Genomic DNA, 26,190 nt, shown 5'->3' with positions numbered 1-26,190 from the left:
CAGAGAAGAGATGATGAAACTGAGATAGCGGAACCCGTCGCAACGCCCCTTGAGTCAACAGCCATGTAGTCCCTTGGCCTTGGGATCACGCGTATACCTCCGAGCCCGCCTGGAGAAGCTGCATGATCCCCACCGGCTTTCCCCTGAATGCGGCGCTCGCGGCCTCCTCACCTTTCGGGCAGGACATCCAAAGAAAGGCATTCACCAAGAGAGCGGAATGGTTCTGTTGTATTCCGGGGTCGCGATAAGCAAAGCATCATGCGCGTTGAATGCAGCTTTGAGTGCGCGCATCGTTTCCAGCAGGGCAACGGCCTCTTCATTGTCTCCGTTGTAGACGGCCGCAGGGTAGTCGGCGAGATCAATGAATGTCGTTCTTCCACCTGCCGTATCGATGGGCTTGGTACTTTCAGCGGCTAGCATTTTGTTGAAAGATGCCTTACAAACGCCGCCTGCAAAAAAGTACTTGCTTCATCTTCCTCTCCAATTCTCAGTGATGATGGCTGCGGCTGTGCCGGTTTACCCCTGATGCAACCGCATGCTCATAAGAGGCCTGAATGATCATCTTCACGACTTCTAGGTCCGCCGCATTGCGGGGTGCGTAAACCATGATCTCCTTGATCCCGCGGTCATGCAGAGGGTGCAGTTCGCCCCATCCAGCCTCGAGCACAGTCTTTTCGTCTGCTTCGGAAAGCACGAGGTGGAGGGAACCGTCCGCATGCGTGTGCGCAAACTCGCGACCGCCACGGGGAAACATGAAGGCGTTTTGAGACGCTGGCACGGATTCATCCAGCCACAGGGCGCGTGACGACGGAAGAGATATCCGCGAACGTTCTTCCCGAACGAGATCGAACGTCTCGAACGCCCATTTGTTTAGAGCATCATAGATGTCGCCGGGGCTCTGATCTGAAAACTGTAAATGGGGCGGTTGCGCTGCGGTTTTGGGCTTGGGGCCCGTTCGGTTTGGAATAGTCAGCACCGTCTGATCCTCTCCACAGCATTGAAGTTGGACCTTAGATATTGCGTTTCGCATTTTGGCAGAACACGGTTAAAATAGAAGGCTTAGTTTTGGAAAGTAGAATAATGAATCTGCAAAACTCGATGCGCGCTTTTGTGGAGGTTGCCAAAGAAGGCGGCCTGGCGAAAGCAGCAAAGAAGATGAAAATTTCGGCCCCAAGTATCACCCGACTGATCGGTGACTTCGAAGCCTGGGCAGGCGCACCGTTGTTGGTGCGAACGACCCGGCACGTCTCCTTGACGGAAATGGGTGAAGCGTTTCTTCCACGATGCATCGACATTTTGGACAATACTCAGTCGCTGAAGACCTTTGCAGAATCTAGTACAGAATCCTTATCCGGAACCCTCCGTGTTACGGGTGCGCGAGTTTTAGTGCGTAGCGTCATCGCGCCACTACTGCCTGCATTTCTAGCCGCCTATCCGCGCCTGAAAGTACATCTCGACACGACCGACATGCTGGTCAATGTGGTATCGGAACATTTTGACCTAGCGATCCGGGTGGGTGATCTGCAGGACAGTACTTTGGTCGCAAAGAAGCTTGGTCAATCAAGGCTGGTTTTGACAGCCTCGCCCGAGTTTCTGGCCCGGCGGGGGACACCGCAGAGCATTGCGGACCTGAAGAATTTTCCTTGTCTTACCGACACGATCCCGCAATTCGGTTCGGCTTGGCCAATTGGTGGCAACAAATCCCGGCTGGAGGGGCCGGCATCGGTTTCAGACGGCGAGATTGTGCGTGACCTGACGATCGCCTCTCAAGGTTTGTCTTTGCTGCCTAAGTTTGTTGTGCAAAAGAGCCTCGATAGCGGGGCGTTGGTTCAAGTCCTGGCGGATGAGAAAACACCTGATTTGCCGATTTATGCTATCCTCCCTCCCAAACCCTATGTTTCTCAGTCTGCGCGTGCCTTGGCCGAAACGATTGCCCAAAGCCTGTGAGGCTTGTTGTAATTCCGATTGGCGGAATAATATATTTCATTTTTCTATCATTCTTTCAATTTTTGGACGGTCTTATTCTTGTTTCAGTGAAACAGGTACCGAAAGGAATACTGATGAAACCGACCACATTGATGACCACCCTCGCAGCAACAGCCTTGTTCGCCGTGCCTGCGTTCGCAGAAGAGGCGGCGCTGAAAGCGCGCATCGCCGAGTTGGAAGCTCAGCTGGCCGAATACGAGGCTGAAAAAGAACTCGAAGCCGCGAATGTCGCCCTTTATGACAAAATGGACCTGGAAGCATTTACAGCGCATGACATGGAAACGATCGGTGAAATCCATGCCCATGATGTCAAAGTTATATTTCCGGATGGCTCGCTGACTGAGGGCATGTTTCCAGCCCACGAAGCTCAGATCGACTGGCTGTTCACGACTTTCTCTGACATCACCATTCCTGAACATCCCATTAAATTTGGCTCCGGCGAATGGACTGCTGGCCTAAGTGTGACAAAGGGCACTTGGGACAGCCCTATGCACTTGCCCGATGGGCGTGTCCTGGAACCCAGCGGCAAGCCGTTTGAACACAACGTTGTGACGCTCGTGCGTTGGGAAGACGGTCAGATCGCAGAGGAGTATGTCATGTGGGACAACTTCGACCTCTACGCGCAGATTGGTGCCCTGGAAGGTATGGTTTGTAAGTAGAAAATTGTGGTGGCGGGAATAACCGCCACCAACTGAAGTTACTAAAGGCTTCTTTTGTTTTCTAGAAAAGTATCGGCTCCGCCAACGATCTTCAAAATAGCGTCTTAGGCAAGGGAACGAATACCTAGACGACTTTCGGCATTATCCTGGTTGCATAGCAAATCTCCTAGATCGCAGCATTGGCGGAATCCATAGTTTCGTTTTTCCTGCCAGGAGGCAAACAGTTGAAACAGAGAGAGACCGGGCGTGAACTGGCTATGCACAGTTTGCCAACTTAGGTCGGAACGTTTCGAGCGGTACTCAAATCCCAGAGGAACTTTGCGACAGGACCTCGGGAAAGTTGTATCAAAAGAAACGTATAGAAGGATCGCAACCTATTATCCGCGGCACCATTTCCATGGCGATCATATTCGCGTCCTTTTGTTGGACCAGTCCAGTTGCATCACCGGGACCGAAGGATTTGAAGAAGGAAATGTAAGATTGCCCGCTGGTCAGGTATGTGAGCTCAGTCTCGTCGGGTCGACGTACCTTGGCAATTAAATCCGATGCCTTCCAGAGTAGAATAGCTGTTTCGATTACTTCGACGCCTACGGCTTCATAATCTGCATCATTAAACCCCGCTGCTACACCTGCGCTTTTTTCTATCAAGCAAAGATAGCCTATTCTCTGCAACCGAAGGGCCGACTGGGGTGTCATCGCGACTCGATCCTCACCGTCCAGTATTTCCTTTGGAGTGCCGATTTTCATGTTGCGCCCTTTCTTTCCCAATACGAGTGGAATTCTCGCTTCTATAAAGCCCGCGCTGATCTTCACCCTTAAAAACCACCGCCCTTATCCACGATGCAGCGTCGTCATTCCATTTCAGCCCGCTACCCAAAAAATGGCAGTGCTGTCTGCATGGCGTCTTTGGCAATAAAGATAGGCACCGCATCTGCATCAATGTCCGCAATACATGTTCAGGGTTTGTGAACATTGACTTTGTTAAAAGGTATATAGCATAACTATATTGTGTTGCAAAAAAAACCACTAAGGCAACGACTTTCAAAAAATTCAAAGGAGTTGGACATGAGTAAGGTCCTTGTTCTGTATCATTCAATGTATGGGCATGTTGAGCAGATGGCAGAAGCCATTGCTGAAGGAGCCAGGAGTGCCGGCGCTGATGTAGACATCAAACGCGTGCCCGAGACGGTACCTGAGGAAGTTGCTCAATCTTCCGGCTTCAAACTCGACCAGCAGGCGCCTGTTGCTGAAGTAAATGATTTGCCGAATTACGATGCAATCATCCTCGGCGCAGGTACTCGGTACGGCCGCCTTCCATCGCAAATGGCTGCGTTTCTCGATCAAACCGGCGGGCTTTGGATGAAAGGTGCGTTGAATGGTAAAGTTGGGGGAGCATTCGTCGCCACAGCGACGCAGCATGGCGGTCAGGAACTCACGCTGATGTCGCTCATTCACAACTTAATGCATTTCGGAATGACCATTGTGGGCCTTGACTACGGATTTCAGGCGCAAATGGGAGTTGATGAGGTGAAAGGTGGTGCACCCTACGGTGCAACGACGATCACCGACGGAGATGGAAGCCGCATGCCCAGTTCTGTCGATCTTGACGGAGCACGCTATCAAGGTCGGCGTATCGCAGAAGTAGCAAACAAACTTTTCGACTAATCGAAAAACTCGGTATTCGCGGATACTTGTTCGCGGATACCTTTCTGCACACGCTCGATTTTACAATCCAGAGCTTGTTCGTTGCGTTTTACATTAGTTTAATGAAAATACGGTAAGTAACTTCTTCTGAAAGTCTTTTTCATATTTCGATGATTGGCTCGACTGGTCAGTTGGTATCGGACCTGTCCGGCAAAAGGAAAACAATGCCATTTCGTTCACTCCCTTTGGGCCATCTTACTTGATCAGGAACGCTAGGCTTTAAGGCTAACTCACGGTCCCAACACTAGGGAAAGCGTGATGATAGATAACGTTTAGCTACGCCCGTATCATAACGGTTTGCGTAGGTCGCTTTTGGCCCTTCCGCCTCAAGTTTAGGGGCACCCAAGCCATTCAGAAGCTATAACTGCGATACAGTTCCTCAACATTAACGCTAACTACATACACTTAGGTCATATAACCGAATTATGTATTTTAGATTCTGCGCCAGTACTTCGTTGTTAATCTGGGCGAAGTACTGGCGCGCCGATGGGCAGGTTTTTGGGGGTACGAGCCATCGGCTAATTTGTTAGTTGGACGAACGTACACAAAGTGCACTCTGAGCGTGTGGGTGGACCTGGAAAATCAAACCGACATGCACATGTATTTTAGTTCGAGATAGTCCTCGATCCCATATTTGGAGCCTTCCCGGCCTTGCCCAGATTGCTTGATCCCACCAAACGGTGCGACTTCGGTAGATATTAGACCTGTGTTGATACCGACAATTCCGGCCTCGATCTGCTCAGCAACGCGCCAAACCCGGGACAAGTCATTGGCGTAAAAATATGAAGCTAGTCCTACTTCTGTGTCATTCGCCTGTTGGATCACGTCTTCTTCTGTTTCAAAGCGGAAAATGGGCGCCAAAGGACCGAATGTCTCTTCCTTCGCCACGGCCATGTCTTTTGTTATCTCGGAGATGACAGTGGGAGAGATGTAGTTTTCACCCAATTCTGTGGTCCCCCCTCCTAACACTATCTTCCCGCCTTTTGCGACGGCGTCATCGATGTGTTGCTGGACTTTGACCACCGCATTGTTGTCAATCAACGGCCCAATGTGGGTTTCCGAAGACAGGCCATCGCCCACTCTGAGTTTCCCAACTTTTTCCGCCAGCTTATTGACGAATTCATTGTAAATACCCGATTGAGCGTAAATCCGATTTGCACATACGCAGGTCTGCCCAGCATTGCGGAACTTTGATGCGATGGCACCGTCAACTGCTGCATCAAGATCAGCGTCATCAAAAACAATGAACGGGGCGTTGCCACCCAGTTCGAGGCTGAGTTTTTTGATCGTCGACGCGCTTTGGCTCATTAGAATGCGACCGACTTCGGTAGATCCTGTGAACGAGATTTTTGAAACAATCGGGCTTTCGCAGAAGAGCTTTGACAACCCACGGGTATCGCGACCGGTAATGGTCTGATAAGCGTCTCTAGGAACCCCTGCTTTATAGGCCAATTCTTGCAATGCTATGGCAGACAATGGTGTAAGCGTGGCTGGTTTCACAACCACGGAGCATCCTGCGGCAAGCGCTGGCGCAACCTTGCGGGTTATCATCGCATTCGGAAAGTTCCACGGTGTGATTGCTACTACTAGGCCAACGGGCTGTTTCAGCACAACCAGCCGCTTGTCCGGCATGTGTCCTGGAATTACGTCACCATAGATTCTTTTAGCTTCTTCCCCAAACCATTCGATGAAGGATGCGCCATAAGCAATTTCGGCTTTCGCTTCGGACAGGGGTTTGCCCATCTCAAGAGTCAGGATTTCAGCGAGTTCGCTCTGATGCTCCATGACCAGTTCGAACCACCTGCGTAGAATCTGAGCTCGTTCCTTGCCGGTTTTGGCGGCCCATTCACCTTGCGCTTGTTTCGCGCTCTCAAGAACCGTCTGTGTGCGGCCAACGTCGAGATCCGGTACATGTCCCACTGTTTTTCCATTGGCGGGATTTTTAACGGCAATTGGGTTGGGGCCGAGCAGATTGTCCGAGTGCGAACTGGCGAGATAGCCAAGGAGCAGTGGTCTTACCTGAGTCATGGAGTCTCCGATTTTTGGAGTATTGATTTTCTGCTGTCGTCTTACCCGGACACGGGATGGACATTTCCACCAGCAGCGGGGCCAACATAAAGACCGAAGTTCTGGTTTTGGTGTTCGACACGAAAGCGGTCCAGAATCCGTTTGAGAGTGTCAGTCTCCAAAACCGACATGTCGAGGCTTTCTAGGTCGAAAAACTGGCCGTTGGAACAGACAGCGTCGTTTGTTGTTGTACGGTAGACGACCTCCTGCGGCTTACCGGATTCATCGTCAAAAACCGAGTATAGGAAACCGACATTCGCGTTCAGGCCATGAGCGTGCAGAATTCCTTCTAGAGCGGGAAGCGTTGCCTCTCCTTTCTCAAGAACGCGCCGGGGAAGTTTTAGTGTTCCAGCTTCCTTGCCGGGAGTGAGGAAAACCTTTCCGTCGCACTCTACGATTGTACTGACTGCAATCCTGTTGTCATTCGGGCGTTGCGCGACTTTGCGTTCAAGGTCCATCGTAACGTAGCCGCCACGCGCATAACCCAACGGACCGCCATCGTTTGTCGCAAACCCTTCAACCTTTCCGACGAGTATGAAATGGTCACCGGCATCAAAGACATCATGAACTGTGCAATCGAACCAGCTTAGCACGTCGTCGATCACGGGATTCCCGGCAGGACCCTGAGTCCAAGATGCCTTCTCGAATTTCTCCGGGCTCTTCGAGGCAAAAAGGTTTGACGTTTCGATCTGGCCTTCGGCAAGAATGTTGACGGCAAAGCCCGATGCATTGCGAAAGACGTCAGCACTAAAAGCCGTGTTTGCGATGCAGATTAGCAATAGCGGGGGGTCAAGAGAAACCGAAGAAAATGAATTGGCTGTAAAGCCGCGTGGCGTGCCATCTTCTTCCTTTGTCGTCACGACTGTGACGCCGGTCATGAATGTTCCGAATGCATTTCGAAGCTCGATGGCGTTAGTCGTCATCACCTTGTTCCCCGTTGCTATTGCATTACTCTGTAATGTCTGTGTCACCCAAGATGGCCAGATCCTGATATCGGTCACCGATGCGGTGATGTGGGCGTCCACCATTCGCGGCCCCCAACACAATCAGAATCTCATCCGGTCCAGGCGCGTCAGCGACCGCGAACTGCATCGTCAGGAAATGTGACCGCTGACCCTCGTCATGTTTGTGTGCCAGCGGCATGAGGATCTGCATCCCTGCCGGGCCGCGGACATTTGTCGACGCGAGAAAACTCTTGGCTCCGACCGCCTTGCGGTAGTTGTTTCCAAAACGCAGTGTGTGGATAAGACCGCACCCATGTTCGATCTCGCCATTGAGACCCACGACAACGGCCTTGCCATAGGCTTCGATATTGTCCGGCGATCCCGCGAGCTTAAGGATTTGTTCGGTCAACAAGACGCCCAAATTTGGAGCGATAGCTTGGATCGCAGGTTGCAGGTCTTCAACATAGCCCTGCCCGGCCCATGGATTTTGGATAACCACGCCCGCAGCATAAAGATCGAGAGGTTTTGCTGCTGACTTCCCTCCTTCGATCAACGTTGTTTCTGTTTGGGTGACGATTTTCCGGATTTCGGGCTTCATTGCTTTACCTGATATTAGCAAACTATTCTAAATAGCTATACAACATAGCTAAGAATTATGTCAAGGAAACTTTTTTGAAGCAACCGTAATGCTTTCGGCCACATCCCTTTCCCCAAGTCCGGCACTTACCGCCTTTTCGAACCGCGGCAGAACGGTGTCGATCAGATCTGTCTCAAACCCGATTTCGCGAGCAGCGTCCTGAATAACCTGCAAATCCTTTACAACCAGAGATGAACTACCGAGTGGCTCCGGGAACTCTCGTGATGCCATCATTGGCCCGCGCATCTTCAGCTGATTAGAGCCTGCGCCACTGTCTTTCAGAATTTCGACTACAAGGCTTGAATCCAGGCCTAGGGCTTCTGAAAAGCGGATCGCTTCCTGTGCGGCGAAGATATGCGCGCCCACAAGCATGTTGGCGATATATTTCACCTTCGAGCTATTTCCGAATTCACCGCAATAGATTACCTGATCGAGACAGTTCTTCAAAAGCGGTTGAACCGTCTGAAAACAAGATTCGTCACCGCTGGTAAGAATAAGCCCTTTCCGGTCTTTCGCCATGCCTGGTGTTCCTGAAACCGGGCAATCCAGCAAGTCGCCTCCTCGTTCACGCAGTTTGTCTCTCAACTTCAGTTTTTCGGTAACGGGGAAAACACCCAGCTCAACGACAATAGGTGCGGGAGAGTTCAGGGTCAGGAATTCTTCGACTGTTTCCTGCAGAGAGGCAAGCGTCGGCAAGCAGGTGAAAACCACCCGCGCTTTGAGCGCAACATCAGCTGCACCTTCGGCGGCATAACCTCCAGCCTCACGAAACTGCGTCATATCAGACCGCCGATACCCGTGTACCGCCACTCCGCGCGCAATCAAGTTCTGAGCCAGCACCAACCCCAGGCTTCCCAAGCCGATAAAGCCTGCCTTTTTGTAATCGTTTTGGTTCATTTCTTACTCCCGACCCCGCCAGAACGCCGATGTCCAACGTGGCGTTGACAAGCATTTATAACTAATATAAATAGCTATCTTACATTACTAAATAACGGGGTGCAACTGTGAAGCGATCCACAATACTTTTCTCCGAAATGGCCCCAGATGCGTCGTGGGAACAGGAATTCGATGACTGGTACAATGACGAGCACATTCCCGTTCGGATGGCGGTCAAAGGGTTTCAGGGCGCGCGTCGTTATGCGGCAAGCGACAATGGCGGGTATCTAGCGGTTTATGAAATGGATGGTCCGGATGTGTTGCAAGGACCAGCCTATGCCGAGGTCAAAGGTAAGCCATCAGAACTGACCAAGCGAATGCTCAGTGAGGTAAAGGGTTTCACCCGTTACACCGGCAACGCTTATTCCGTGAAATGCCAACCGGGGCTCGGCTACGAAGAGGCGCTGGACTCACCCTACCTTTACAGTGTTCTATTTCGGGTTCCCGCAGACGAATTCGACGAATTCAACAATTGGTACGAAATGGATCACGTACCAACCCTGATGGAATGCGAAGATTGGCTGATGGTGCGTCGTTTTGATGTTTTTGACGGCCATCCCGAAAACTTTACGCATTTGGCCTTGCATCACCTGCGCGACCTGTCCGCGCTGGACAGTGACGCACGCGCAAAGGCCCGTGCATCTGATTGGCGTGCTCTGCTGGCGGACAGAACCTGGTTCAAGGGGACATACCGAACGTTTCGCCATATGCGCAGTTTCGAGTCCACCCACGACAAGCAGGAGTGACAGCAATGAAGTCCGCCATCGTGAACTTGGGCACAATTGTATCAGGCTCTTCGCGCGACCCATTCGTTGATGCAGATTCGATTCTGATGTCGGACGGTCTGATCAAGAAGGTCGGAACACTTAGCGATGAAGATATTTCCGCCTGCGACGTCGTGATCGACGCGGGAGGCGCCACCGCTGTACCCGGTTTTATCGACAGCCATGTCCACATAACGTTTGGCGACTACACGCCGCGTCAACGAACCGTAGGGTATCTGGAAAGCTATCTTCACGGCGGGACCACTACCTCGATCAGCGCCTCCGAAGTTCATACACCCGGCCGCCCCAAGGATCCCGAAGGGGTTAAGGCGCTGGCCGTTGCTGCGCAACGCTGTTTTGCCGACTATCGCCCTGGCGGCATGCGGGTTCACGCAGGTTCTGTCATCCTGGAGCCGGGCGTGACGCCGGAAGATCTGAAAGAGATTGCCGACAAAGGTGTCTGGCTGGCAAAGGCCGGGTTTGGAGCCTTTGACACCCCGTTTGACTACGCACCTTTGGTTCGTGCTTCGCGAGAGGCAGGAATGATTACAACAGCCCATACGGGCGGCGCGTCGATCCCCGGTTCCTCGGCTATAACCGGCGATCACATACTAGAAATGAACCCGCATGTGTCTTTTCACATCAACGGCGGCCCGGTTGCCATGCCAGACCGGGACTTCGACAGGATCGCAGCGGAAAGCGATATCGCAATGCAAGTCTGCACGGCCGGAAATCTGCGGACAACTTTGCTCTGCGCCAATGTAGCGAAAAAGCGGGATGTATGGGATCGCTTCCTGATTGCCACCGACACGCCGACCGGGTCCGGGATCATGCCGCTTGGAATGATGTACACGATGGTCAATATCGCATCGCTGTCGGAGATTTCACCCGAGGATCTGATCGCGGCGGCTACCGGACATGTGGCTGATGTCTATGGCCTAAACAGCGGGTATATCGCACCGGGCCGCGAAGCCGATATCGTTCTGCTGGATGCGCCACTGGGTGGCACACAAAATACGGCGCTCGACGCAATGAATCATGGCGACATTGTAGCTATCGGAGGGGTTCTGACCGCAGGTATTCCCCGCTTTGTCGGAAGGAGCCGAAACACTCCGCCAACCATTCGGGAAATTCAGGTGGCCCAGAACACATGTCCAGCAGACTTTTCTGGGACGGCCTAGGAAGAGGCGTCCTCGGATCGGACAGCAGGCGAACAGAAACTGGCCGCTTATTACGGGAGGATATCATGAACTTGAATGGAAAAATTCTATTGGCCGCCGGTTGTCTAGCATTGACAACAATTGCGGCCAATGCCGACCAACTTTACCTGACCGCGGGTGCCAGTCATCCGCCGGTATCACCAGAAGTCGGTGCGATAAAAGAGGTTGTCGTCCCGCGTTCGGTAGAGCAACTGCAATCCTTGGGACATAAGGTCGAGTGGACCGAGGCTTATGCTGGTGCGCTATACAATTTCAAGAACACTTTGGAAGGGGTCGAAACAGGTTTAGCGGATATAGGCTGGGTTGGAACCTTATTTGAACCGGCGAAGATGCCACTTCAAAATATTGCCTATTACACACCTTTCCTGACCACTGATATGAATGCCGTTTCAGAAGTCATGCATGAATTGCATGAACAATTTCCTGAAATGAACGGAGCCTGGACGTCCCAGAACACTGTATATCTAGGTCAGAGCGTCGCTGACAGCTATCAGATCATCACTACTCGACCAGTGTATTCTTTCTCAGATCTTGAGGGAATGAAACTCATGACCGGCGGGGCTGCATCAACTTGGTTGACTGGAACTGGCGCAGTGGCAGTCAATGGCGGTGTTCCGGCATATTACAACAACATTCAGACCGGCGTAGCAGATGGCGCGGTCATCACGCCCAGTCTGATGATGGCATTCAAACTCTACGAAGTGGCCCCTTATGTCACCATCGTTGACTTGGGTATTCCCGCGTCGGGTGGCTTGGCGATGAACCTAGATACATGGTCTGGACTGGACGCTGAGTCTCAGGACGTGTTCCGAAATTTGGGTCGAGAATACTCCAGCGCAGTGGTTGAGCGGTTCCTCGCGGCTGAAGCCAAAGCTATGGAAGTCATGGAAGCCAATGGGGCAACGATTTCAACCCTCCCCGAGGAAGAACGTCAGAAATGGATTAATGCGTTACCTGATGTTTCGGGCGAATGGGTTGCTCGGGTCGAAGCAGAAGGGCTTCCGGGTCAGGCACTCATGGATGCTTACGTCCACGGCCTGAGCGAACGCGAAGCCTTGCGCTAACCATATCTCCCCGAAGGGAGTTAGCTCAAGATCTGGCTGCTCCCTAAACTATGGGCGCATCCCTGCGCCCATTTTTTTCCAGTCGCCAGCGGAAACAGTTTCATGACCGAAGCTTTGACAAATACCCTGCAACCTCAAAGGCTCCCTGCCGCGTTGCAACGCGTTTATGATAGTATCACATTGGGTTTTAGCACCCTTGGGATGCTGACAATATTAGCGCTGATGATACTCATTTGCGCTGACGTGTTCGCCCGCAGCCTTTTCGATTTTCCCATTCGCGCGGCAAATGAACTGATAGGGTATTTCATTGTAAGCGCTTTCTTTCTTCAGTTGCCCCGAAGCCTGGGTCAAGGGCGCGTTGCGCGGGCCGAACTGATTATTGATCCGTTGAAGCTCAACAAGCCGTTTGCAGGTTTCTTGCTTGACGCTATCTATTTTTTGCTGACCGCACTTGTTTGCTACCTCATTGCAGATGGCGTCACAGATGGCGCGCTGACAGCGTACCAGGACGGCGAAATTTCCGGCGTTCCGGGTGATTTCACGTTTCAGATTTGGCCTTTCAAGTTCGTGATCGTTCTTGGAGCGGCAATATCATTCGTCGCCTGCCTGACACTTACCGTACGTTCGGCTCTGACGGCCTTTTCATCTGATGCCCTAGGGTGCCCTAAGGGATGGCTAGCGTTAGGTTTTATTGTTCTGGCGGTAGTCGCGATACTGATGGTGCCAAGCGCTATCGAATTGTCGCGCAACGGCATTGGAATACTGATGATTGCATCTCTGGTTTTCTTTGTGATTTTCGGAGCGCCGATCTCAACTGCACTAATTCTGGCGTCAATCATCGGAATATGGTTGATGAAGGGCACCCCCATTCTGGGAATCCGAGCCCTGGTTCTAGCGAGCAGTGAATACCTCGCCAGCTACTATTTTGCGGTTGTTCCTCTCTTCGTGATGATGGGACTGATCGTCAGCGAAAGCGATATCGGCAAGAACACCTTCGACGTCGTACGGCATTTGACTAAAAGACTGACCGCTGGCCTTGGGATCGCGACGATCGGGGCGAATGCGGTTTTTGCCGCAATCACCGGATCATCAATCGCATCGGCCGCCGTGTTCTCCAAAATTGCCGCCCCAGAATTGATGCGTCACGGATATACGCCGCGCTTCGCTGTGGGAGTCGTTGCGGGCAGTTCGGTTTTGGGCATGCTGATTCCACCCAGTATCCTGCTAATCGTATTCGGCTTTCTGGCAGAGGCGTCCGTCGGCAAACTGTTCATTGCGGCTATTTTGCCAGGTATTCTGCTGGCGCTCAGCTTTTGCGTCGGATTGCTGGTGATTGCTAAGTTTTGGCCGTCATTTCTGGGTGATCCCGACCATGACGACAGTGAGGAAAGCGAAAACCTGCATAGCTCATTTTACAAGGTTGCCCCAATCATCGGGCTCATGATTCTGGTGATCGGAGGTATTTACGCTGGGTTTTTCACGCCGACAGAATCTGGGGCAATTGGGGCGCTCGGCGCGCTGATAATCGCAATTGCACAGCGTAAAATGAATGTAGTGAAGTTCTGGAAGGTGGTTCGGGAAACCGGGCATGTCACGGTAACCGTCCTTTTCCTGATTCTTGCGGCAAATCTGTTTTCCCGCTTCATCGCGCTTTCAGGGATACCTCAGAATCTAACAAGTTTCATAGAACACGCCGATCTAACCCTGATCGCCTTCACCCTGATTTATGTGGCTCTTTTAGTCGCGTTGGGGATGATCCTGGATTCGGTGTCGATAATGTTGATTGTTGTCCCACTTGCCCTTCCGCTTGTACAGGCTTTGGGCGGGGATGTGATCTGGTTCGGCATTGTGACGGTGGTCGCTGTGGAGGTTGGGCTGCTAACGCCCCCGGTCGGCCTGACCTGCTTTGTCGTCAAGAGCTCCATGGCAGATCCCAGAATCACTTTGCGAAGCGTTTTTGAGGGCGCGTTTCCTTTTGCCCTGATCATGTTGATTGTGATCGGAATTCTCATTGCATTCCCCCAAATCAGCTTACTGTTGATTTGAACGTCATGATAATTACCTATTTGACATAGCGATATTATATAGGTTATATGTTCAGCAACCTTCAAACTAGCGTCCCGGGAGAGCAAATTGGAAAATCAGATTGACGAGATGACGGCAGCCCAAGCCATCGTGGATGGTTTGATCCGGGAAGGCATCAAATACGTATTCGGCATTACCGGTGATACCGTACTGCCGTTGCTGGACGCACTGCACGCCCGCCAGGATGAGATCACCTATGTCACCGCACGCGGTGAAATGAGTGCGACCTCGATGGCTGACGCCTACAGTCGGATCACTGGCGAAGTGGCCTGTTGCCTTTTCCATGTCGGACCAAGCGTTGCCTATTCCGTTCTCGGAACTTGGTCAGCCCACAAGGACTGGGTGCCACTGCTAATTCTGTCTGCCAACATGGACCGCTATCGTTTGCGTCGGAACATCTGGCACGAGTTTGATGTCGAGGGCGTTTTCTCGAAGATCACCAAGTGGAACGACCAGCTGGTCGAGGCAAAAGACAGTCGACGCCTGCTGCGCAGCGCATTGCAGGCCGCCAAGTCCGGAATGCCCGGCCCCGTTCACATCGATCTGCCCAAGGATCTGTTCAACCAGCCAGTCAATGTCAGCAGCGCCGATCTTTCGCTGAAAGGCGCAACGCATATGGGGATAGTCGAGAACGCGGTGCGCCCCTCGCAGGCAGCGGTGGATCACGCAGTTGAACTACTCGCAAGCGCAAAATCACCCGTTATCATCGCTGGACGCGGTGTTATGTGGGCCAGAGCGTTCGACGAACTTGTCGCCTTTGCCGAAACAACGGGCATTCCTGTTGTTACAACGGAAACGGGCCGCGGCGCCATTTCTGAAGATCATGCGCTCTGTGCGGGTCTTGTGGGACACTTCGGTCGGCAAACGGCAAATGAGATTACGGCGCAGGCTGACGTTATCCTCGGTCTTGGTACCGGCTTCCTGAACGTTAACACGATCAATTGGCAGCTTATCCCCGAGGACACCAAGGTCATTCAGGTTGAAACTGACCCGCAGGAACTTGGCAAGCAATACGCTGTGGAACTGGGTGTTCACGCATGTTCAGGTGAGTTCCTAAGAGACGTACTGGCCGCATACAAAGCAGCTGGGCACAATAGGGATGACAGTGCCACGCGGGCACGTATCGCAGTTCTCAAGGATCGAGAGCGCACGCTTTACTATGACACCGATCTGGACGCGAGCCCGATCAAGTCCCAATACATAACCAAGGCAATTGAAGAGGTCTTTGACGAAGACGCCATCTATGCCATTGGCTCGGGATACCACACGCATTTCGCAAACTTCCTGACTGTGCGAAAGCCCGACCAGTATTTGTGGCCCGCAGGATCTGGAACGCTTTGCTATGCCTTCGCGGCTGGTTTGGGTGCCAAGATGGCGCGACCTGATCGTCAGGTTGTCGTGCCGATCGGTGATGGCGATTTTGGTATGAACGCGCAGGATTTGGAAACAGCTGTGCGCATGAAGCTGAACATCACGGTCGTGATCTACAACGATGTCAGCTATGGCGCTCTGCGCATCTTCCAGAAGAACACGTACGACGGTCGTTATATCGGATCGCATTACGGAGAAACGGATTTCGTAAAGATGGCCGAGGCCTATGGGGCGCAGGGTCTGAGGGCCGAAACCCCAGCCGAGCTCAAAGCCGCGCTAGAGCGTGCACGCGATGCCGATGTCTGCACAGTGATCGACGCACGGATTGACGAATGGGAACCGGCGCACCGCGCCGCGGAATTCGGCGAATTTCATAAATTCTAAGGAGAACTGACATGACTTCCTTCAATAACGACGGACGGTTCACTGGAAAAATGCGCACCGGCGCTGAATTTCTGGCTGGCATCAAGAACGATGGTCGGCAGGTGTATTATAATGGTGAATTGGTTGACGATGTGACAACGCACCCGGCCTTTGCCGAGGGCGCCAAAACCATCGCACGCATGTTTGATGTGGCCAGCGATCCGGCCAATTCCGAACTGATGACCTACAAGTCACCCAAGAGCGGTAATCCTGTCAGCCGCATCTGGCAAATTCCGTACTCGGTCGAGGATCTGAAGGCACGGCGCGGTGCGCTGGAACGTCTGTCAGAAGAATCCTTTGGCTATTTCGGTCGTTCACCCGAGCATGTGGCGACATTCTTCGTCGGTTTCGCCTCCGAACCAGAGGTTCTGGCAAAGAACGGTCGGCAGGATCTGGCGGACAATTGTGTGGCCCACTATGAATTTCTACGCGAAAACGACGCGTATATCACCTACACGATTGTTCCGCCCCAGATCGACCGCTCAAAACCAGCGCATCAGCAAGAGCCGAACGATCTGTACGCCGGGGTTGTGGAAGAGCGCGAAGACGGCATCGTCATCCGTGGCGCGCAAATGCTGGGGACCGGGACCGTTTACTCGGACTTTGTGCAGCTTTCAACGATCACTCCGATGCGGCCCGGTGACGAAAACTATGCGATTTCGGTCTCCATCCCAGTATGGTCGAAAGGGGTCAAAATCTTTTCGCGCCGGTCTTATGCCGATGGGGCGAATTCGATGTTCGACTATCCGATGGCTAGCCGATTTGACGAGACCGACAGCTTGCTTGTGTACGATGACGTGTTCGTGCCCTGGGAAAATGTCTTTGTCTACAAGGACACTGATGTAGCGCGCGCGCAGTGGTTTGAAGGCCCGGCGCATGTCATGGGGAACAACCAGGCGCAAACTCGCTTTGTGACCAAACTGCGGTTTATGGTTGGTTTGGCACAAAAGATCGCAGAGATGAACGGTGTCGACAAGCTGCCACCGGTACAGGGATTGATCGCCGACCTTGCCTTGCATGCTGCGACCTATGAGGGGCTTCTCGATGCTCAAATCGCAAAGGCGGCACCAAACCGGAATGGCGTGTACATTCCAGACAAACAGATCACTTATGCGGCGATGACGCAGCAGTCACGTATGTATCCTCAATTCCTGGACATCATCCGAGAACTTGCAGGTGGTGGGTTTATCCAACTTCCATCCAGCGTTCAGGATTTTGACAATCCAGAAATGAATAATGTGATTCAGAAATACATCCAGTCTCCGAACATGCCGGCAGACGAACGGGTTAAGTTCATGAAACTCGCTTGGGATTGTATTGGATCCGAGTTTGCATCGCGTCACACCAGCTATGAAAAGTTCTACGCCGGTGCACCATTCATCGTGAAGTCGCACCTGTATCGCGAATACAACTTTGGCAAATCCAAGGAACTGGTGGCCAATGCACTGGCGGGCTACGATAAGGACGGTCGGATTGATCTTCCGACATCAGCCGTCGAGAAAGCGAGCTAAGCGATGGCCGGACCTTTGGATGGAATCAAGATTCTTGAATCCACAACCATGATCACTGGCCCTCTCGCCGGGCAGATGCTGGGCGACTTGGGGGCCGAGATTACTAAGGTCGAGACCCCCAAAGGGGGCGACCTGTTCCGCACCTTTCGGGGCGGAACTTACAGCCCCTATTTCTGCGCCTACAACCGAAACAAGAAATCGGTGGCGCTCGATCTGCGGGACGACCAGGGTCTTGAAATCTACAAGAAGCTGGTTAGCGAGGCGGATGTTCTGATCGAGAACTTCCGCCCAGGCGTCATGGATCGGCTGGGGCTCTCGTCGGATGTACTTAAGGCGCTGAATCCGCGCCTCATTCAGTGTTCGATTACGGGATTCGGGCCGGATGGCCCCTACAAGAAACGCCCCGCCTATGACACTGTCGCGCAAGCTCTCAGCGGCATGTCGAGCCTGTTTCTGGGCGATGATGCCCAGATTACCGGGCCCACTCTGTCTGACAATCTGACAGGGATCTTCGCCTGCTACGGTATTCAGGGCGCGCTGTTGGAACGCGAACGTACAGGCGTTGCCCGGCGCGTCGAGGTCAATATGCTCGACAGCTCGATTGCCTTCATGCCGGACCCATTCCTGAACGCTTCGCTTCTGGGGATCGAACCTGGCCCCCTGATGCGGGTCAAGGCATCGCAATCCTACGCAGTACGCTGCGCAGACAACAAGATGATTGCCATTCACATGTCCAGCCAGGAGAAATTCTGGAAGGCGATGCAGGTGTCCTTTGAACGCGAAGACCTCGGCACCGACCCGCGCTTTGATGATCGGGTCAAGCGGATCGACAACTACCTTGAGCTAGCGCAAGAGTTTCGCACCACCGCAGCTACGAAAGCCTCGACCTATTGGATGCAAAGGCTTGAGGAAAATGACGTTCCGCATGCTCCGGTGAACACACTGCCTGAGGTTTACGAAGATCCCCAAGTTAAGCATCTGGATACCTTCGTCACAATAACCCACCCCGAACACGGCAGCTACACCGGTACTCGGCGACCTGTCTATTTTGACGGAAGCCGTGGGGATCAGAATCTGAACCCGCCCCCTGATCTGAATGAACAAGGGGAAGAGGTTTTGAAATCTCTGGGGTTGTCCGACGACGAAATCGGCACGTGGAATGCGCATAACAAGAAACTGGTGTCCGGAGCATAGGTGTGGCCCGTCCCTCTGACAGAGCCAAGGCGCTGGCGGCGCAGATGAAATCCACGGATTTCGTCTGCGTTCGCATGTCGCCCGCAACTGATCGCGATGAAATGATGGGATTGCTTGAAGAGCATTTCGACTTTCTGATCGCGCTGGAAAAAAGCGGATACCTGTTTCTTTCCGGTCCGTTGCTTGACACCGATGGCGCGCCTTTCGGCGAAGGTATGACTATCCTGCGCGGCCTTACCCTCGATGAAGCGCGCGATAAATGGGCTGATGAGCCATTCTGTAAAGCAGGTTTGCGAGAACCCTGCTTTCAGACTTGGCGCGTGAACGAAGGGCGTATTTCACTCAGCTTTGATTTTTCTGACGGTCAGATCGAGATCGGATAACCCGCTGGCAGGAGCGTTGAGCGCGCGCTGGAAGTCAGAAAATCGTGCTGAATACTACTCGCGCTGGATTACAGCAGGCCGTGACGCAGGGAGCGGTACTTCGCCTGCTCACATTTGGCCAACCTTGGCAACCGCTCCAAAAAAAGTGAGTACCACGGCATCGTTTTGGCATCGCAAGTTCTTGCACGCCCCTATGACGCTAGGCTCAAGGCTCATAGCCAATAGAGGGCAATGACCTTACTAGTCATTGGGGATGCAATGGATACAGAATGGGCGCAAACAATTGTTTCAAGTGAGACGCTAATTGTACCGGTGGTCGGCAATCCCGCCTCCGAGAATGACTACGCGGCCTTGCTAAGCAACCGGACTGCAAAGCTTGGTTATAACACGATCTTCATTCCAGCGGATGTACGTTCTGACGGTTTGAGCAGTGTGCTCGAGGGATTTCGAAAATTGCACAATTTGGCAGGTCTCGTACTAACAGAACCGCATGACGCTGCGGTATTGGAGTATGTCGACAGTATTTCCGACGCTGCAAAATTTGTGGGGGCGGCTACAATTGTGCGGGTAGAAGCTGACGGTGCCTGGGTTGCCGACGTGATTGATGGCAAAGCGTTAGTTCGCGAGCTCTGGAAGTCCGGGGTAGCTTTAAAAAACAGCAAGGTTCATATCTTCGGATGTGGAAGTGCCGGTGCCGCGGTTGCACATGCTGTAGCACGGGCGGGTGCGGCTCAGATATCGGTCTCGGGCTGCTGTGTCGAGAAGGCCGAGACCTTCGTTTCCAAGTGGTCTAAACAGATTCTGGCCACTAGATTTCGTGTGGGTACAGACTGCATAAAAGCGGCCGACATTATTATCGATGCATCAGCGTCCGGCATTCAATACTGGGGTGGCGATGGTCTATTGTGTAAGCATCCTGTCATAGTTGAGACGACCACAAAATCAGTCAAGCCGGAGCTTCTCAAGGCTGAATGCTCAACCGAGCGCGGAACCATTTCGAGTATTCGGACGATAAACGGTCAAGTTGACGCAATCCTCGATTTCCTGGGATTACTACCAATCGGCTACGACATTTAGTTAGCCACTTTGCAGAGTTAATTGTGAAGCGGTTGACGCTTGCAATCGGGTAGCTTGCGAGCTTGTAAGACCGTTCGGATCGGGTGTTTGGTTCCATTGTGGACAACTCGGCGACCTATTTTTGCTCTTCCCGTCTCCGACCTTTCGAGTTTTCGGTTGCTATACAAATACCATATAGCTATAATTAAATCTTAAAACCTAAATGAAAAAATTTTGATCCGGAAACTTACGAGCTTCCGGATTCTGGAGAGGTTTATGTCGGATAGGCACGCAAAAAAGTCAGTATTCATGCCCAAGGTATTGCTGCATCTATTCAATATGTCCGAGGCTACCTGTAGGGCCGCGCAATCACGGTCAGATGACTTAGGTGCTTGGCTGCGGTATATGGATTGCGTGAAGAGGCTGGCAGGTGGAGACAAGTCTGTCTTAACCAAGCCGCTATTGAGTTCCCCCGGTTTTGTCCGTGAAGAAAAGAATATTTCTGAATTTCGGATCATTCTTCCAGTTTCGCTAGAACCTGAAGTATTTCGCGCTCCAGAAATAGGAAGGTTTCCGGAAAAAAGTTTGAGAAACCAAGAAAAATCCGCTTCAGAACCGCCCGAAAACCGGGCGGTTCAAATAGGCAATAGAGATGTTCATTGGTCTTACGGGTTAGGCTCTACTTCAAGAAAAGAATTCTCGTGGAGTTCACCCAAGCGCTTGAATTCGTCCAGGTCAGTTAGACCATCAAGCGCAACAAATAGATCATATAGTTTGCGTGTTGGAGATACCGCAAAAATGCACTTGGCCGGCTTGTCTGAACGGTTGTAAACGCCATGAGCCACACCCATAGGCATACGTACAGTGTCACCTGGTTTGGCTATATTGGGCTTTACGTTGCCTTCTTCAAATCCAAAATCGACCTGAAACTCACCTTCCAGAACCATAATGAATTCGTCTTGGGTTGGGTGAATATGTGGCGGTACGAAAGCACCACTCGGCAAAGTCGCCTCCCACATGAAAAGGTTGTCGCAGTAGACTTTTGGGACATAGATCTGACCCAAAACATTCCACTCAACGTCATCGAGCCCTGCACCTACTTTAGTGATCCCGGATGTCTGTTCCATGAATTTTTCCTCCTCAGATTCGTGTTGATCAGAGTACTGCGAAGGATGAGAATCATTGTCCAAATTGCGCAGATAAAAGCCTTGAGGCAGCCAAATTATTCTGGTTTCCGCGGTTTCTATCGCACCGAGGATAGGCTAGTATGAACCAACACTCAGCCATATCAGAACCTTTAAAATCTCACCGAATCTTCCGATCGTCAAATGTCAACGTCGCGCGGCATGCCGTCGGACAAAAGTTCGGATCTCATAGTTTACAGATTCAAGAAGGTAGAAATCCGTTTGTCGCTCGATACAACCATGCGCCGGGTGATCACCTGTCGCTGAACTACCTTAGTTACGGAAGTGCAGTTGAAATCGAACCAGGCGAACTCATCCACTATTATCAGGTTCAGCTTCCTTGGGAAGGACGCGCCGAAATTTATAGTGGGCAGGAACGAGTAGTGTCGGCACCGCAGACTGCCGTAGTTCTGAACCCTGTGAGAAAAGTCAGAATGATTTGGCAGGAGGGATGCGAACAACTGCTCCTCCATATCCACAGAAATGCTTTGCATACCGCGGCCGAAAGAATGTTGGGCTGTCATTTACCTCAGCCCGTCCTGTTCCGGGCAAGGATGCCCCTGACCAGTTCAGCTGAAAAGGTTTGGAGTCAAAAGTTACTCACCTCGTTCCAGATAGCTGAGAGGAATCTAGCCTTCAATGGAACCAAGTCTCGTCGTCAAACATTGATGGAAGAGGAGCTGATTACTGGCTTACTCTTGGCCCATGAAAGCTCTATCAGCCCCTTGTTGAGACACATGGGGAATGGTTCCCCTAACCCGCTGGTTAAGCGAGCTACGCGATTTATGATCGATAACCTCTCGGAGGAGATGTCCATTTCCCAAATTGCGCAAGACGCAGGATGCAGCGTGCGTACGATTCAAACTGCCTTCAGAGAACAAATGAACTGCACTCCAATGCAGTTTCTTCAGACCGCTCGATTGAATTATGCTCATTATCTGCTGCATAGTGCCCCAAAGGATAGTCTGGTTCGAAATATCGCTTATGAAGCCGGGTTCTCACATCTGGGGAGATTTTCCATTGCTTATCGGAAAGTATTTGGAACTTGCCCCGGGGCGGTGCTGGCCGCGGTAACAGAAACGGCCGGCCGTTGAGCATGTACATTCGTTGGCTTTTAGAATTTCTTAGCCCAATAGGTCCTTCAAGTTTCCATACATCTGAGACCGTGGACGAAGCCTTAAACGCCCAATGACGAGCGTTTAAGGTGTTTTCAGATGTGGCTTTAGCGGTGAAGATCAGTTTCCATCCTGACCTTTGGCCGCCTTGGGCTGGACGCGATAACTAAGCGGGAAGAATTCCAGATCATAACGGCTTCGGATTAGGCCCCAGATCCCTCTGGGTGCTCGCAGCATGATGATAATTGCCACGAACCCTAAAACGATCAGATAGACTGTGCCCAGGTCGGCAAGGGTTTCGCGTAGGGCGAAAAACACTAGTGTTCCAATGATCGGGCCCTCGATCGTTCCGATTCCCCCGATCACGACGATGAAGATCACAAAAGCTGTCCAGTCATAAACGCTAAAGGCGGCATCTGGCGTGATACGAAGTTTCTGAAGGAATATCAGTGCTCCTACCATCGCGGTCATAGCCGAAGTGACCACATATACGATGAACTTGTTCCGCCAGATGTCGATGCCCAAACTCCCAGCTGCCAGTTCATTGTCGCGAATTGCCGTGAGCGCCAGGCCCTGACGAGACCGGAGGAAAAGATAAACGGCTGCAATCACGATTACAGCGGCACCCAGGGCCAACCAGTAGCTCAAGGCCTCTCTCATAGCGCGCCCCGAAGCCAGTGACTTAACTATTCCTACCGGCAGGGAAGTTCCCGATCCGCCACCCAGCGACGAGACCTGAGCGAAACCAAGTCTAAAAACCTCGGCTACAACCCAAGTACCGATGGCAAAATACGCACCACGTAGGCGAAACATCAAAACAGCTACAGGCACCGAAACGAGCGCTGCCAAGAAACCTGCGACGACTATTGCGACCAGTGGATTTATGCCGAGGAAAATTGTTGACGCAAACAACATGTATCCTCCGAAGCCGACATATGCTTGCTGACCAACCGAAACCAAACCTGCATAGCCTGCCATCAGGTTCCAGAGGCTTGCCAGAGCGAGGTATAGAAACAGTTCCCCCATCAGACGCATATCGGCGCGGCCAGCCCACCAGGGTGCCAAGAAAAGAATGACGAGCAAAAGAGCGGTAAAAACTATTGCTACTTTTGCGGCGCGCGTCGAACGGGAAACCGTGTAGTCCTGAATATTCATCCGGATATCCTCGGAAAAAGGCCGTTGGGCCGAACGGCAAGAATGACAAGAAAAGCCAAATGCCCGGCCAGCAATTGCCAGCCTGGGTCAATTTTGGCGCCGATGGTCTGAGCCACACCGAGGATCACGCCACCTGCCAGAGTGCCCCAGAGGTTGCCAAGGCCGCCGATGATAACCGCCTCAAACCCGAAGATGAGGCGCGCACCGCCAACAGACGGATCAAAGCTTGTTCGGATGCCAAGCAAGATCCCCGCAATGGCGGTCACACCTAGGGCCAGCGCCATTGCCAGCCCAAATATGTGGCGTCGGTTCAACCCCATAAGCTGTGCTATTTCCTGATTGTCGGATACCGCTCGAAAGGCTCGGCCAAGCGCGGTGCGATAGAAAATCCATTGCAGACCCCAGATTACGCCTATCGCGATCAGGAATGTTATCAGCGGTAGAATACCCATCGTGAGACCACCGAGCGAAACGCTTGCCGTTTCCAGTGCGCCCGCGTCAAGTTTTTGCGGGTCGGCTGTATATGCCTCCAGCAACGTGTTCTGAAGGATGACGCTGAGGCCAAATGTCACCAGAAGCGGCGGTAAAATATCCTGACCGATGGTCTGGTTCAGCAAGCCCCGTTGCAGGCCATAGCCGATCAACGCCATTCCAGGTATGACCAGTATCAACGCCAGCAGCGGATGAAGTCCCGTGCCGACGGTGACCGTCAAGCCAAGATAGGCAGCCAGCACAATCAGATCGCCATGTGCGATATTAACCAACCGCATGACACCGAATATCAGCGAAAGCCCTGCTGCAATAAGAGCGTACAGCCCGCCGAGCAAGGTGCCCTGCAAAATCGCGTTCAGCCAATCCATATCATTCGATCCCGAAATAGGCGCGGGAGATCTCCTCGCGCGAAACTTTGTCTGAGGAGCCTTCCAGCGAAACCCGGCCCTCTTGCAGGCAATAGACTCGCCCTGAGACGGCCAACGCCTGCCCAATGTCCTGTTCAACGATGATTGCGCTCATACCCTCGCCGATGATATTGGGGAGCGCAGCATAGATGTCTCGGATGATGATCGGCGCCAATCCTAGGCTGATCTCGTCGAACAGGATCAGGTCGGGATTGGCCATCAGCGCCCGTCCGATCGCAACCATCTGCTGCTGCCCGCCCGACAACGAGGTCGAGGCCTGATCCGCGCGCTCTTTCAGAATCGGAAACAATTCGCACACTGTATCCAGGTTCCATGGTCCCTTGCGGCCGACCTGAGCACCGATCATCAGATTTTCCCAAACAGAAAGCGACGGGAACAATTGCCGCCCCTCGGGAACCATCGCAAGACCTTGCAGCGCCACTTCGTCCGCGCGCTTGGCGCTGATGTCCTGCCCGCCATACTGCACCTGCCCGGCCCCGTTCCGCATGAGCCCCGAGATTGAGCGCATCAGAGTGGTTTTACCGGCACCATTCGCACCAATGATGGCCAGAACCTCACCACGATCAACGTGCATGTCGATCCCGTAAAGAGCCTGAAAATCGTCGTAGAAGGCCTCAAGCCCTTGAACTTTAAGGATGGGGTCAGACATCGGCTTCAATCCCCAGATAGATTTCCTTGACTTCGGGGCTCTCCATGATGGCGCGGGGTTCGCCCTCTGCAATTTTTCGGCCAAAGTCGATCACGATCAGGCGGTCAACAACCGCCAGAAGCGCATGAACGACATGTTCGATCCAGATTATGGTCACGCCGGACGCATGGATGTCCTTGATCGTCTGAACCAAAGACTGGCATTCGGCTTCGGTCATTCCGCCTGCAATTTCGTCCAGCAGCAGCAGCTTGGGTTTGGCGCAGAGCGCACGGGTCAACTCCAGCCGTTTTCGCTCCAGCAGAGTCAGACTGCCTGCCAGCACATTGGCCTTCGGGAACAGACCGGTCTGTTCCAGCACGTCAAGACACAGCGTCTGGGCTTCGTCTCCGTGCAAACCGGCTGATTGCGTCGCAGCGATCATGGCATTCTCGAACACTGTCATGTGGGCAAAGGGTTGCGGGACTTGAAAAGACCGCGCGATCCCGGCGTGACTGCGGCGGGCAGCGCTCTGGCTGGTGACGTCGGTCCCGTCGAACGTGATACTGCCGCCGTCCGCCCATAGAGTCCCTGTGATCAGGTTGAACATGGACGTTTTGCCCGCGCCGTTTGGGCCGATTATCCCCAAAGCTTCGCCTCTGGTGACGTCGTAACTCAACCCGTCGGCCACCTTCACGGCGCCAAAGGCCTTGGATAGACCATCCAATTTGAGAATAGCGTCCATGATCCCCCCATCGCCGCTTATCTATTCCGTGAAACCGACTGAAACTGTTTCGCCGTTTTGTTTTGTCTCTGGCTGTCAAATTGTGACAGCCAGAGGACAGTGTTAGCCGAGGAGCTTCAGCTCGCCGGTTGTTGCGATATTTGGCGCTTCTGCATTCGCAACGATTTTCAGGTCGAAGGAGTCTCCTTCTTTCTGCCACTGCCCGGCGACCAACGGTGTTTTACAGACATTTTTCACCGGGCCGTTGGCCCAGTTCACGTTGCCAACAATCGTATCGAGATTTGTGTTGGCCACCGCAGCGGTAATCGCTGCAGGGTCATCGAGATCGTCGGCACGCGCTGCGGCGTTGGCTACAACCTCGAACAAGGCGTGAACGAACCCAATGGGCTGCGTCCATGGACGCCCGAACGATGCCGAATAACCTTTGGCCAGTTCACTGGAC

At 52.7% G+C, this 26,190-nt stretch carries 24 protein-coding genes and 2 pseudogenes; 13 read left to right on the top strand and 13 right to left on the bottom strand.

Going from position 1 to position 26,190, the window contains the following annotated elements; all coding sequences use genetic code 11:
- Positions 1 to 201: 201 nt before the first annotated feature.
- Together ACR0LF_RS22750 and ACR0LF_RS22745 are read right to left on the bottom strand one after the other, a co-directional pair.
- A pseudogene (locus tag ACR0LF_RS22750) lies at positions 202 to 444 on the bottom strand (NADPH-dependent FMN reductase); the annotation flags it as partial.
- A 43-nt stretch (positions 445 to 487) separates the two neighbouring features.
- Positions 488 to 976, bottom strand: a complete 489-nt coding sequence (locus tag ACR0LF_RS22745; protein ID WP_170609219.1) for a luciferase domain-containing protein — start codon at positions 974 to 976, stop codon at positions 488 to 490.
- A 104-nt stretch (positions 977 to 1,080) separates the two neighbouring features.
- Between ACR0LF_RS22745 and ACR0LF_RS22740 the strand changes: the two genes are divergently transcribed.
- Positions 1,081 to 1,947 (top strand): LysR family transcriptional regulator, encoded by an 867-nt coding sequence (locus ACR0LF_RS22740; protein ID WP_480582391.1) that lies wholly within the window; start codon positions 1,081 to 1,083, stop codon positions 1,945 to 1,947.
- A 113-nt stretch (positions 1,948 to 2,060) separates the two neighbouring features.
- Positions 2,061 to 2,645 carry an ester cyclase gene (locus ACR0LF_RS22735; protein WP_170609221.1) on the top strand — a complete coding sequence of 195 codons (585 nt, stop codon included), beginning with the start codon at positions 2,061 to 2,063 and terminating at the stop codon, positions 2,643 to 2,645.
- A 345-nt stretch (positions 2,646 to 2,990) separates the two neighbouring features.
- On the opposite strand, the gene ACR0LF_RS22730 is transcribed toward ACR0LF_RS22735, so the two are convergent.
- Positions 2,991 to 3,392 (bottom strand): hypothetical protein, encoded by a 402-nt coding sequence (locus ACR0LF_RS22730; RefSeq protein WP_480856484.1) that lies wholly within the window; start codon positions 3,390 to 3,392, stop codon positions 2,991 to 2,993.
- Between the two features lie 318 nt (positions 3,393 to 3,710).
- On the opposite strand from ACR0LF_RS22730, the gene wrbA reads away from it, so the two are divergent.
- The gene (gene wrbA / locus ACR0LF_RS22725; protein ID WP_170609223.1) at positions 3,711 to 4,310 is read left to right on the top strand and encodes an NAD(P)H:quinone oxidoreductase; all 600 of its coding nucleotides are present in this window, start codon (positions 3,711 to 3,713) and stop codon (positions 4,308 to 4,310) included.
- Between the two features lie 621 nt (positions 4,311 to 4,931).
- Here wrbA and ACR0LF_RS22720 read toward each other — a convergent pair.
- From ACR0LF_RS22720 to ACR0LF_RS22705, 4 genes are read right to left on the bottom strand one after another with little or no spacing between them, the layout of a single operon-like run.
- The gene (locus ACR0LF_RS22720) at positions 4,932 to 6,377 is read right to left on the bottom strand and encodes an NAD-dependent succinate-semialdehyde dehydrogenase (protein ID WP_170609224.1); all 1,446 of its coding nucleotides are present in this window, start codon (positions 6,375 to 6,377) and stop codon (positions 4,932 to 4,934) included.
- 41 nt (positions 6,378 to 6,418) lie between these two features.
- Complete coding sequence (locus ACR0LF_RS22715; RefSeq protein WP_480582384.1) at positions 6,419 to 7,444, bottom strand: flavin reductase family protein; 1,026 nt, start codon at positions 7,442 to 7,444, stop codon at positions 6,419 to 6,421.
- Positions 7,365 to 7,958, bottom strand: coding sequence for an amino acid synthesis family protein (locus ACR0LF_RS22710; protein ID WP_170609226.1), 594 nt, complete (start codon positions 7,956 to 7,958; stop codon positions 7,365 to 7,367). The genes ACR0LF_RS22715 and ACR0LF_RS22710 overlap by 80 nt, the downstream gene beginning before the upstream one ends.
- Positions 7,959 to 8,018: 60 nt before the next feature.
- Positions 8,019 to 8,894: an NAD(P)-dependent oxidoreductase gene (locus tag ACR0LF_RS22705; RefSeq protein WP_170609227.1), complete on the bottom strand. Its 876-nt coding sequence runs from the start codon at positions 8,892 to 8,894 to the stop codon at positions 8,019 to 8,021.
- 107 nt (positions 8,895 to 9,001) lie between these two features.
- Between ACR0LF_RS22705 and ACR0LF_RS22700 the strand changes: the two genes are divergently transcribed.
- From ACR0LF_RS22700 to ACR0LF_RS22660, 9 genes are all read left to right on the top strand, one after another.
- Entirely contained in the window at positions 9,002 to 9,679 is a 678-nt protein-coding gene (locus ACR0LF_RS22700; protein ID WP_170609228.1) for a DUF4286 family protein, read from the top strand.
- A gap of 5 nt (positions 9,680 to 9,684) precedes the next feature.
- Positions 9,685 to 10,878, top strand: coding sequence for an amidohydrolase family protein (locus ACR0LF_RS22695; protein WP_170609229.1), 1,194 nt, complete (start codon positions 9,685 to 9,687; stop codon positions 10,876 to 10,878).
- Positions 10,879 to 10,943: 65 nt separating this feature from the next.
- Entirely contained in the window at positions 10,944 to 11,981 is a 1,038-nt protein-coding gene (locus ACR0LF_RS22690) for a C4-dicarboxylate TRAP transporter substrate-binding protein (protein ID WP_170609230.1), read from the top strand.
- Between the two features lie 102 nt (positions 11,982 to 12,083).
- Complete coding sequence (locus ACR0LF_RS22685) at positions 12,084 to 14,027, top strand: TRAP transporter large permease (protein WP_170609231.1); 1,944 nt, start codon at positions 12,084 to 12,086, stop codon at positions 14,025 to 14,027.
- 87 nt (positions 14,028 to 14,114) lie between these two features.
- On the top strand, positions 14,115 to 15,821 hold the full coding sequence (locus ACR0LF_RS22680) for a thiamine pyrophosphate-binding protein (RefSeq protein ID WP_170609232.1): 1,707 nt from the start codon (positions 14,115 to 14,117) through the stop codon (positions 15,819 to 15,821).
- Between the two features lie 11 nt (positions 15,822 to 15,832).
- Complete coding sequence (locus ACR0LF_RS22675) at positions 15,833 to 17,371, top strand: 4-hydroxyphenylacetate 3-hydroxylase N-terminal domain-containing protein (protein ID WP_170609233.1); 1,539 nt, start codon at positions 15,833 to 15,835, stop codon at positions 17,369 to 17,371.
- Positions 17,372 to 17,374: 3 nt separating this feature from the next.
- Positions 17,375 to 18,565: a CaiB/BaiF CoA transferase family protein gene (locus tag ACR0LF_RS22670; protein WP_170609234.1), complete on the top strand. Its 1,191-nt coding sequence runs from the start codon at positions 17,375 to 17,377 to the stop codon at positions 18,563 to 18,565.
- Positions 18,566 to 18,567: 2 nt separating this feature from the next.
- Complete coding sequence (locus ACR0LF_RS22665) at positions 18,568 to 18,948, top strand: YciI family protein (RefSeq protein ID WP_170609235.1); 381 nt, start codon at positions 18,568 to 18,570, stop codon at positions 18,946 to 18,948.
- A gap of 258 nt (positions 18,949 to 19,206) precedes the next feature.
- The gene (locus tag ACR0LF_RS22660) at positions 19,207 to 20,025 is read left to right on the top strand and encodes a hypothetical protein (protein WP_170609236.1); all 819 of its coding nucleotides are present in this window, start codon (positions 19,207 to 19,209) and stop codon (positions 20,023 to 20,025) included.
- 644 nt (positions 20,026 to 20,669) lie between these two features.
- Here the strand turns inward: ACR0LF_RS22660 and ACR0LF_RS22655 are convergent.
- Entirely contained in the window at positions 20,670 to 21,131 is a 462-nt protein-coding gene (locus tag ACR0LF_RS22655) for a cupin domain-containing protein (protein ID WP_170609237.1), read from the bottom strand.
- Between the two features lie 140 nt (positions 21,132 to 21,271).
- On the opposite strand from ACR0LF_RS22655, the gene ACR0LF_RS22650 reads away from it, so the two are divergent.
- The gene (locus tag ACR0LF_RS22650; protein WP_170609238.1) at positions 21,272 to 22,282 is read left to right on the top strand and encodes an AraC family transcriptional regulator; all 1,011 of its coding nucleotides are present in this window, start codon (positions 21,272 to 21,274) and stop codon (positions 22,280 to 22,282) included.
- A gap of 141 nt (positions 22,283 to 22,423) precedes the next feature.
- Here the strand turns inward: ACR0LF_RS22650 and ACR0LF_RS22645 are convergent, their stop codons facing one another.
- The 5 genes and pseudogenes from ACR0LF_RS22645 to ACR0LF_RS22625 all read right to left on the bottom strand — a co-directional run.
- Positions 22,424 to 23,458 (bottom strand): branched-chain amino acid ABC transporter permease, encoded by a 1,035-nt coding sequence (locus tag ACR0LF_RS22645; RefSeq protein WP_170609239.1) that lies wholly within the window; start codon positions 23,456 to 23,458, stop codon positions 22,424 to 22,426.
- On the bottom strand, positions 23,455 to 24,318 hold the full coding sequence (locus ACR0LF_RS22640) for a branched-chain amino acid ABC transporter permease (protein ID WP_480582437.1): 864 nt from the start codon (positions 24,316 to 24,318) through the stop codon (positions 23,455 to 23,457). The genes ACR0LF_RS22645 and ACR0LF_RS22640 overlap by 4 nt, the downstream gene beginning before the upstream one ends.
- Position 24,319: 1 nt before the next feature.
- Entirely contained in the window at positions 24,320 to 25,027 is a 708-nt protein-coding gene (locus ACR0LF_RS22635; RefSeq protein ID WP_170609241.1) for a branched-chain amino acid ABC transporter ATP-binding protein, read from the bottom strand.
- On the bottom strand, positions 25,020 to 25,748 hold the full coding sequence (locus ACR0LF_RS22630) for an ABC transporter ATP-binding protein (RefSeq protein ID WP_170609242.1): 729 nt from the start codon (positions 25,746 to 25,748) through the stop codon (positions 25,020 to 25,022). The genes ACR0LF_RS22635 and ACR0LF_RS22630 overlap by 8 nt, the downstream gene beginning before the upstream one ends.
- Before the next feature lie 102 nt (positions 25,749 to 25,850).
- Positions 25,851 to 26,190: pseudogene (locus ACR0LF_RS22625) on the bottom strand (ABC transporter substrate-binding protein); the annotation flags it as partial.

This window comes from Ruegeria sp. E8, from assembly GCF_056533985.1.
The sequence above is the reverse complement of the archived record's forward strand: the minus strand, read 5'-3'. Positions and strand labels throughout refer to the sequence as shown.